The 9,465-nt window shown below is 69.8% G+C and carries 7 protein-coding genes; 4 read left to right on the forward strand and 3 right to left on the reverse strand.

Annotated elements, in window-relative coordinates:
* The first annotated feature begins 12 nt into the window (after positions 1–12).
* The gene (locus N7E59_RS10770; RefSeq protein ID WP_261624936.1) at positions 13–1,389 is read left to right on the forward strand and encodes an amidase; all 1,377 of its coding nucleotides are present in this window, start codon (positions 13–15) and stop codon (positions 1,387–1,389) included.
* On the opposite strand, the gene N7E59_RS10775 is transcribed toward N7E59_RS10770, so the two are convergent.
* A complete protein-coding gene (locus N7E59_RS10775) occupies positions 1,335–2,309 on the reverse strand; it encodes an AsnC family transcriptional regulator (RefSeq protein ID WP_261624937.1) in 975 nt (324 codons plus the stop codon). The two genes, N7E59_RS10770 and N7E59_RS10775, sit on opposite strands and share 55 nt — an antisense overlap.
* Positions 2,306–3,115: an alpha/beta fold hydrolase gene (locus N7E59_RS10780; RefSeq protein WP_261624946.1), complete on the reverse strand. Its 810-nt coding sequence runs from the start codon at positions 3,113–3,115 to the stop codon at positions 2,306–2,308. Before N7E59_RS10780 ends, N7E59_RS10775 begins: the two co-directional genes overlap by 4 nt.
* A 79-nt stretch (positions 3,116–3,194) precedes the next feature.
* Between N7E59_RS10780 and N7E59_RS10785 the strand changes: the two genes are divergently transcribed.
* Positions 3,195–4,520, forward strand: a complete 1,326-nt coding sequence (locus N7E59_RS10785; RefSeq protein WP_261624938.1) for a peptide synthetase — start codon at positions 3,195–3,197, stop codon at positions 4,518–4,520.
* A gap of 743 nt (positions 4,521–5,263) precedes the next feature.
* Complete coding sequence (locus N7E59_RS10790; protein WP_261624939.1) at positions 5,264–6,361, forward strand: LLM class flavin-dependent oxidoreductase; 1,098 nt, start codon at positions 5,264–5,266, stop codon at positions 6,359–6,361.
* Between the two features lie 36 nt (positions 6,362–6,397).
* On the opposite strand, the gene glsA is transcribed toward N7E59_RS10790, so the two are convergent.
* Complete coding sequence (gene glsA, locus N7E59_RS10795; RefSeq protein WP_261624940.1) at positions 6,398–7,747, reverse strand: glutaminase A; 1,350 nt, start codon at positions 7,745–7,747, stop codon at positions 6,398–6,400.
* A 168-nt stretch (positions 7,748–7,915) separates the two neighbouring features.
* Between glsA and dnaB the strand changes: the two genes are divergently transcribed.
* Entirely contained in the window at positions 7,916–9,226 is a 1,311-nt protein-coding gene (gene dnaB, locus N7E59_RS10800; RefSeq protein ID WP_261624947.1) for a replicative DNA helicase, read from the forward strand.
* Positions 9,227–9,465 lie beyond the last annotated feature (239 nt).

A 9,465-nucleotide genomic window follows, 5' to 3' on the forward strand; every position in this document is an offset into this window, starting at 1 on the left:
AGGCTCGTGGACATGATGCGATCCGGCGACCTCTCCTCGCGGGAGCTCACCCAGGCCCACCTCGACCGCATCGCAGCCGTCGACGGGCCCCTCAACGCGGTGGTGACCCTGGATCCCGAGCGCGCACTGACCGAGGCCGCCGCGGCCGACGAGCGCCGGGCCTCGGGACACTCCCTCGGGCTCCTCCACGGTCTGCCGATGACGCACAAGGACACCCACGCGGTCGCCGGGATGCGGTCGACCTTCGGTTCTCCGCTGTTCGCCGACCACGTCCCCGAGACCGACGACCGGATCATCGCGCGCCTGAGACGCGCCGGTGCGGTCTCCACCGGCAAGACGAACGTTCCCGAGTTCGGAGCCGGCTCCCACACGTTCAACGAGGTCTTCGGGGTGACCCGGAACCCGTACGACACGGCAGTCAGCGCGGGAGGATCGTCCGGAGGCCTCGCCGCCGCACTCGCCGCGCGGATCCAGCCGCTCGGGGAGGGGAGCGACATGGGGGGATCGCTGCGGATCCCCGCCTCGTTCTGCAACGTCTACGGCTTCCGCCCCTCGCTCGGCGTCATCCCCTCGCACGGGGAGGCCCACCGGTCGGCATGGCTGGGCCGGCAGGGACCGATGGCGCGGAACGTGCGCGACATCCGGCTGTTCATGGCCGCATGCAGCGGCCCGGCCGACGGCCTTCCCGGTCTGCGGTCGATGTCCGGTGAAGAGTTCGCCGAGTCCGGGCCGGCGTCGCTGCGCGGGGTGCGGGTCGGAGTGACTCGGACCTTCGGCACCGAGATGCCTCTGCAGCCTGAGATGTCCGAGGCCGTGGATCGTGCGGCCGCGGTGCTCACCGAGCTGGGGGCCGAGGTCCAGGAGGTCGTCGTCGACCTCTCGGCGGCACAGGAGGTCTTCCATGTGGCGCGCGCCTTCGACTTCGCCGCGGCGTACGGGGAGTTCGTCCGCGCCTCGCCGGAGCAGGTGAAGGAGGAGGTTGTCTGGAACGTCGAGGAGGGGTTCGCACTGGACGTCCCCCGGATCATTCGGGCGAACGCGCTCTCAGCACAGCTGCAGGACGAGTGTGATCGTCTGTTCGACTCCTGCGACCTGCTCCTGAGCCCCGGGTGTCAGGTCGTCCCCTTCCCCGTGGAGCATCGGTACCCCGCGGAGGTCGCCGGCGTGCCGATGTCCACGTATCTGGGGTGGATGTCCTCGGCGACGATCCTGTCGGCGACGGGCCTGCCGACGCTGGCCGTCCCCGCCGGGTTCACAGCGACCGGGCTGCCCACCGGGGTGCAGCTGTCCGCGCCGCACTACGGGGACGCGCTGCTGCTGCGCCGGGCGCAGGCCTATGACGAGGCCACGGAATGGCCGACCGTGGCTCCCGGGGCCTCGAAGAGCTGACCGCCGCGTTTGCGGGCGCCCGCGACGACGGAGACCTCGACGGAATCGATGTCCTGCGCCCACTCCGACTCTGCGAGGTAGGTGTAGAGCGCCTGGGGGCCGCTGACGGTGATGTCGGCGACGAGCTGTGAGGAGCCCGCGATGGCGGCCACATAGCGGGCCTTGGGGTCCGCGGCGATGGCCGTGCCGACCTGGGGGACCCGATGCGGGGCGACCCGCAGCCACAGGAGCGCTTCGGTCCGCAGACCGGCGCGCTCGGGTTCGACCAGAGCGCGGAGATGCAGGCGATCCTCCGCGATCAGCGCATCGAGATGACGACGTGCCGTGGACTGTGAGGTTCCTGCCCGGCGGGCGAGCTCGTCGATGCTCGTCCGGCCGTCGTCCACGAGGGAGCCGATGATCGCCTCATCGATCTCCGAGCCGCCCTCCGGGTGATGGGTCACGGGCATGGTGTCCTCATCTCCGAGCGAGAGGGCGCCGCGCTCGGAGTCGGAGAGCACGCCGAGCCGCCATCCCCGGATGGTCCGGAAGTAGTGCAGGATCGGAAGCGTCTCGGCGTGGGCGAAGCCGGGGGTGATGGAGGCGTCGAGCGAGTAGGGCCTCTCGGTCGCGGGGCTGAAGACCTCAGCGACGACGTCGTAGGCCCCGGCGAGCATGTAGCTGAACGTGACCTCGGGGCGCGTGGCCAGGGACTCGGCCGCTGTGGCGCGTGCGCCGGGATGGCACGTCCCCCTCAGCAGCATCGACGTCCCGGTGGTGCGCACCCCGGCGACCACGACGCTGCGGCGGGCCAGCAGCGTGCCGCCCCGTCTGGCGATCATCCGCTCGTTCTCCCCGAGGGCGGCGGCCACCCGACGCCAGCTGGCTCGGGGATCGCACTGGAGGGCCTCCGCGATCCGGAGTTCCAGGGGGTCCATCATGATCGCCGCCCCGTCGGGCCGGTACGGTCGCCTGCGCCGCGCCGCGCCATGAACTCGGCGGTGCGCCGGGGCCAGGACCGCAGCTGCTCGGGGGTCTCGGCGACGTCCAGGGTGGAGTCGGGCAGCAGGCGGTGCAGCTCCTCCGCGGTGGAGAGCGGGTGGGCGGCGTCCTCGGTCCAGGCCAGCAGCTGACAGGGGACGTCGAGTCGGCGCAGACGCTCCGGGTCGGGCAGGTCGGTCAGGGCGGCCCCGCGGAAGACCGAGGGCAGCAGCTCGCGGGACACCGAGGGCATGGTCTCCTTGGTGCGATCGGCCTGGGCCGGCGGAGGCGGCATCAGCCGTCCCAGCCGGGCGAAGGCCGCGACCCCCAGTGCCTCCACCATCCGCGCCGCCCGCCGATAGTCCTTCGCCTGTGCGGCCCGGGTCTCCCAGGCGGTCGGCGGGACCAGCAGCGTCAGCGAGGTGAACCGGTCCGGGTCCTCGAGTGCCGCGTACAGCAGAGTGGCCGCTCCCATGGACGGTCCGGCGGCGGCGACACGCTCGCCCGGGGCGACGACGTCGAGCAGCCCCAGCAGATCGGCCGCCAGCTGAGGCCACACGTAGTCCTCGGGGACCGGTCGGCCGGTGGAGCTCCCGTGCGCCCGTGCGTCGATGTGCAGGGTGCGCACCCCGTGGAGCTCCTGGGTCATGTCGAGTCCCGCGGCGCGCTCGCGCAGGGCGTGGGACGTCAGCCCGTGCAGCTGCACCACCGCGGGGCCCTCCCCGGCGCTCCGGCAGTGCAGCTGGGCACCGTCCGCCTGGTACATCCCCACAGGGGTGCTCCTCTCCGAGCCGCACATGAGACGGCAGGTGTGACGTCGTCGTCCTCGCCCCTAGACTACGCGTATGCGGCTGACCTCCGTGGCGAGGATGGGGACCCGGGCCGGACGGGTCACGAGCCTCCCGTTCATCGCTCTCCCACTGGACGGTCCTGTCGCGTCCGAGGAGCGGCTGACGATCTCCTTCGACCAGGCACGCCACGTCGGACTCGGTCCGCGCCCCGGGTCATGGATGGCGGTGGCGCTGAGCCTGCCCGAGTCCGCGACCCGGCAGCAGATCGCCGAGGCCTGGTGCGCCGTCGTCGCCCGTCACCAGACCCTCCGGACCGTGTTCCTCCGGGACGGGCCGGACGCCGAGCTCATCCTCACCGAAGTCGACGTCGTCCCCGGCGACTGGCTCCCGCTCACCGACGGGGAGGTCGGGGCGGACGAGGTGCGTGAGGTCCTGCGGCGACACTTCGACGAGGTGTGCGAACCCTTCGCCCGCCCGTCGCACCGGCTCTGCCTGGTCGAGGCCCCGGATCGGCCCCCGCAGATCGTGGTCGGGGCCGACCACTCCCACGTCGACGCCTGGTCCCTGCTGCTGGCCCGCGACCTCACCGCCTGCCTGGCCGACGTCGTCGCCGGTCGGAGTTCCATCGGTGGCGACCTCCCCGCCGCCGAACCGTTCTCCGCACACACGGCGATGCTCGAAGCGCGCACAGATCCTCCGTCCGAGGTGGTGAGCCGCTGGGGCGAGATCCTCCGTGCCGGCGGGGACGCGATGCCCACCTTTCCGCTGCCCCTGGGCGACCTGAGCAGCCCGCGGGATCAGGTGATGCAGGTCTGCGACGTCGTCGACGCCGAGGAGCTCGGTCTGTTGGAGGCCTACGCCTCCGACCACGGGGTGCGGCTGCTCAGCGTCGCGATCTCCGCGCTCACCCGGCTGAGCCTCGACGGTGCGGGGCAGCCGCTGCGTGCAGTCTTCCCCGTGCACAACAGGGAGGACCGGCGCTGGTTCGACTCGGTGGGGTGGTTCATCACCAACGCCGTCCTGGAGAACGGCGACCCGTCGTTGGAGTCGGCGCATCGTGCGGTCAGGGAGTCGATCCGGCTGGGCTCGACGCCGCTGACGCCGATCATGCGACCCTATGGCGGGATGCCGGCGGCGCCGGGGATGTTCGCGATGTCGTGGCTCGATCAGCGGCGCCTGCCCGTCGCTGTGGACGAGAGGCTGGACACCCAGCACGTCTCCGCCGTGATCCGCACCGACGGCGTGATGATCTGGTTCGTGGTCAACGGTCGGGGCCTCCACCTGCGCTGCCGCTACCCGGACACCGAGGAGGCGCGGTCGACCGTCCCGACGTGGCTGGCAGATGTGGTGACCGAGATGCGGTCTCCCATGAAGGGCTGAGGCGGGGCGGACGCGGCGCAGAGTCGGCAGACGTGACCGGATCGCCGGGGTGTTCAGCAGAATCACGAACCGTCCCGTGCGGGGCGGGCGTGATTCCCTTCCCTTCGCCGAACACCCGGCGATCCGATGCAGGTTCCGCCCGATGCGTCCCTGGACGCCTCCGGCGGGCCCGCGAGGTCGGCGGATGACCGGGAGCGGGCGCCTGCGCCGCTGTCCGCATGACGACATGTCAGCTGCCGTCACCGTCAGCCCCAGGGGCGGATGCACGCCGGAGAGAGTACCGGCCAATACCCGCCCTGCGAACAGGGCCAGGACTTACGATATGACCCCTCGGCCCGTGGGGCAATCAGTCGCGTCCCCAAGGTTGTGGATAACGTGTGAAGTTCACGGCGTGTCCTGTGGGAAACGTGGGGACAAGCTGTGGGGGCACTCACTTATTCTCTTCGGGGACCGCGTTGACCTGCGGCGATGCAGCGACACACCTGTGAGTTCAATTTTTTTCAAACGGACTGACGGTCCGTCGTCCTGCTTGCCGTCCACCTCATGTTGGGTGTATAGCAACCTCTCGCCTGTCATTCTCCACAGGTGTTCCACAGGTTGTGGCCCATCGTGGCGCGCCCAGCGACGACTGTCGGGAATAGCATGGGCGCGACGGACGTTACGACCTACAACATTCAAAATTTGAAGGATCAGTGGCAGGTCGGACATCCGGCGGACTGATCCGTGGACATCAGGAGAAGAACATGCAGTTCGGGATCTTCAGCATCGGGGACGTCACCACCGACCCGACCACCGGGCGCACTCCCACCGAGCACGAGCGCATCCGCGCCGCCGTCGCCATAGCCAAGAAGGCCGAGGAGGTGGGCCTCGACGTCTTCGCCGTCGGCCAGCACCACAATCCGCCGTTCGTGGCTCCCGCGAACCCGCCCATCCTCATGGCGCACATCGCCGCACAGACCGAACGGCTCCTGCTCTCCACCGCGACCACGCTGATCACCACCACCGACCCGGTGCGGATCGCCGAGGACTACGCCTACGTCCAGCACCTGGCCGAGGGGCGGGTCGACCTCACGCTGGGCCGCGGGAACACCGGTCCCGTCTATCCGTGGTTCGGCAAGGACATCCGCGCCGGGATCCCCCTTGCTGTGGAGAACTACGCCCTGCTGCACCGGCTGTGGCGTGAGACCGACGTCGACTGGCAGGGCCGCTTCAGGACGCCGTTGCAGAGCTTCACCGCGACACCCCGACCGCTCGACGACGTGCCGCCCTTCGTCTGGCACGGCTCCATCCGGTCCCCGGAGATCGCCGAGCAGGCCGCCTACTACGGCGACGGGTTCTTCCACAACAACATCTTCTGGAACAGGGAGCACACCGGGCGGATGGTGGACCTGTACCGGCAGCGCTTCGCCGAGCACGGGCACGGCACGCCCGAGCAGGCCATCGTCGGGCTGGGAGGTCAGGTGTTCATGCGCCCGAACTCGCAGGACGCCGTGCGGGAGTTCCGCCCGTACTTCGACCGCGCCCCGGTCTACGGCGGCGGTCCGTCGCTGGAGGAGTTCACCGAGATGACGCCGCTGACCGTCGGCTCCCCCGAACAGGTGATCGAGAAGACGCTGAGCTTCCGGGACTACGCCGGGGACTACCAGCGTCAGCTCTTCCTCATCGACCACGCCGGACTGCCGCTGGACACCGTGCTCGAGCAGATCGAGATCCTGGGCGAGCAGGTGGTGCCGGTGCTGCGGAAGGAGGTCGCCGCCCGGGCGCCGGAGGGCACCCCGGAGGCGCCCACCCACCGGTCGCTGGTGCGCCGTCGGGCCGAGCTGGAGCAGTCCCCGGCCTGAGGCTGGGCCGTGATCCCCGCGCGCCTCTGAGGCGGCTCAGTCGGTGAGGAGCCGGTCCGGGTCGACGACGACGACCTGCCGGTCGTCCCGCTCCAGGCGCCGGACCAGCTCGCGGATCATCCGCACGCCGGCCCCGGAGATGGAGTCGACCCGGGCGAGGTTCAGCTCGATCTGCTCCAGCAGCTCGGCCGACTCCCAGGCGTCGACCACCGCGCGCAGCGTGCGCTCGGCGCCGGAGAACCGCAGGGTTCCCTGCAGCACGACCTTCGTCCGCAGTCCCATGGGCGGAGCGCCGTCGTCGGGCAGGACCGCATCCCCGGGGTCGCCTCCGTCGCCGACGGTGCCGTCGTCGGTGGCCGGCATCGTGGTGTCGTCCACCGTGCCGATCCATCGCACGGCCGTGTTCGACGGCTGCTCGTTGCTCATCAGGTGCAGGCCCATGTCGGCGGAGAGGCGCTGGAACATCTGCACGCCCTGCACCGAGTTGCCGACCTCGTCGAGCCGCGGGGAGAAGCTCGCCAGGCCCACCTGTCCCGGCAGGACCCCGATGATCCCCCCGGAGACGCCCGACTTCGCCGGGATGCCGATCTGGGCCAGCCAGCGGCCGGATCCGTCGTACATCCCGCAGGTCGCCATCACCGACAGCGTCTGTCGGGCGGCGGTGGGAGAGACGACCCGTGCGCCGGTGATCGGGTTGGTCCCCGAATTGGCCAGGGTGGCGGCCATCAGGGCGATGTCGCCGACCGTGACCAGTGCGGAGCACACGTCGATGTAGCCCCGGACGGCTTCGGCCGGGGGATTGGTGATGATGTCGTGGTTGCGCAGCATGTGTGCGATAGCCATGTTGCGGTGCGCGGAGGCGAACTCGTCGTCGGCGGTGTCATAGTCGATGTCCAGGTCCCGTGCGGCGAAGGCGGAGAGGCCGCCGAGGACCCGGGCGACACGGCGTCGGACCCCTTCGGTCCTGTGCTCCTCAGAAGGGGAGGCCGGGTCCGGCTCCCAGACGTCGGTGCGCACCAGCTGGTGGGAGGCGATGGCGCCGGCGTTGATCATCGGATTGTAGGGACGGCCCGTACCGCCCTCCAGTGACATCTCGTTGAAGGCCTCGCCGGAGGGCTCGACGCCGACGGCCTCCAGCACCCGGTCCAGACCGATGTCGTCGATGGCCAGGGCGTAGACGAAGGGCTTGCAGATCGACTGGATGGTGAACTGATGGTCCCGCCCTCCGACGTCATAGACCGAGCCGTCGACGGTGCTGATGGCCAGGGCGTGGACGTCCGGGTCCGCCGAGGCCAGCTCGGGGATGTAGTCTGCGACGTGCCCGGAGCGGTCCGAGGAGCAGGCGTCGAGGACCTCGTCCAGGTAGTCGGGGATCGGTGAGCGCAAGGTTCCTCCTCGGGCCGGCGGTGGTGGGACGGTGGGGCGGCCGGAGCCTCAGGCGGCGGGCCGGGACGTCACCGACAAGGCGTAGTCTAGGGGCAGAGTCGAGCCGACCTGAGGGGAGAGCAGGTGAGTCTGGAGGCGTACGACGCCGGGCCGGGCGGCGAGTCCCGCATGCCGCCGCAGGACATCGTCGCCGAGCAGTCCGTGCTCGGCGGCATGATGCTGTCCAAGGACGCCATCGCCGATGTGGTGGAGGTGCTGCGCGGATCCGACTTCTACCGGCCGGCGCATGAGCTCATCTACGACGCAGTCGTGGACCTCTACGGCCGCGGGGAGCCGGCCGACGTGGTCACGATCTCCGACCACCTGACGAAGAAGCAGGAGCTGCAGCGGGTGGGCGGGCCCGCCTACCTGCACAACCTGGCGCAGTCGGTGCCCACGGCGGCGAACGCGTCGTTCTACGCCGACATCGTGCGCGAACGGGCCATCCTGCGGCGTCTGGTGGAGGCCGGGACGAAGATCGTCCAGCTGGGCCACACCGCCGACGGTGAGGTCGACGGGATCGTCAACGAGGCGCAGTCGGAGATCTACAACGTCGCGGAGAACCGACAGTCCGAGGACTACGTGTCCCTGGCCGACATCCTGCCGGCGACGATCGACGAGATCGAGACCAACGCCAGCCACGACGGCGGCCTGACCGGGATCCCCACCGGTTTCCGTGAGCTGGACGACCTGACCCACGGGTTCAGCGGCGGGCAGATGATCATCGTCGCGGCGCGTCCGGCCATGGGCAAGTCCACCCTCGCCCTGGACTTCGCGCGTTCGGCGGCGATCCAGCACGGGATGACCGCCGCGTTCTTCTCCCTGGAGATGGGGCGGCATGAGATTGCGATGAGGCTGCTCGCCGCGGAGTCGCGGATCCCGTTCCAGAACTTCCGCAACGGGAACTTCGAGGACGAGGAGTGGCAGAAGGTCGCGGTGACCTGGGACAAGCTCAACGACGTGCCGCTGTTCATCGACGACTCTCCGAACATGTCGCTGATGGAGATCCGCGCGAAGTGCCGACGGCTCAAGCAGCGCCACAATCTGAAGATGGTGGTCCTGGACTACCTGCAGCTGCTCAGCTCGGGCAAACGTGTGGAGTCCCGACAGCAGGAGGTCTCGGAGTTCTCCCGGACCCTGAAGCTGCTGGCCAAGGAGCTCGACGTGCCGATCATCGCGCTCTCCCAGCTGAACCGCGGGTCTGAGCAGCGCACCGACAAGCGTCCGCAGGTCTCCGATCTGCGTGAGTCCGGCTCCATCGAGCAGGACGCGGACATGGTGCTGCTGCTCCACCGCGAGGAGGTCTACGACAAGGAGACGCCTCGGGCGGGTGAGGCCGACATCATCGTCGCCAAGAACCGAAACGGTCCGACGAAGGACATCACCGTCGCCTTCCAGGGACACTACGCCCGCTTCCAGGACATGGCGCGGGACTACTGACGCATCAGAAGGTGGACCTCACCGAGACGCCCCTCGACGTCTCACGCGGATCGAGCCCCGTCTGCTCAGGCACTTCGACCGTTCGGCCCACAGAGACCGCGAGCGATCCGCAGCCTTGTGTGACTTCGACGGCAGGCTCCGGACCGTCGATCGATCTGCACCCGGGGAGTGAGACGTCCCGGATTCGCAGAGCTTCATCTATGTGGGTGCGTCGGGCTTCCGTATATGGGAAGCCCGCA

Origin of the sequence: Nesterenkonia marinintestina, from assembly GCF_025420485.1 — a bacterium.
In the GTDB taxonomy this organism is placed as follows: domain Bacteria; phylum Actinomycetota; class Actinomycetes; order Actinomycetales; family Micrococcaceae; genus Nesterenkonia; species Nesterenkonia marinintestina.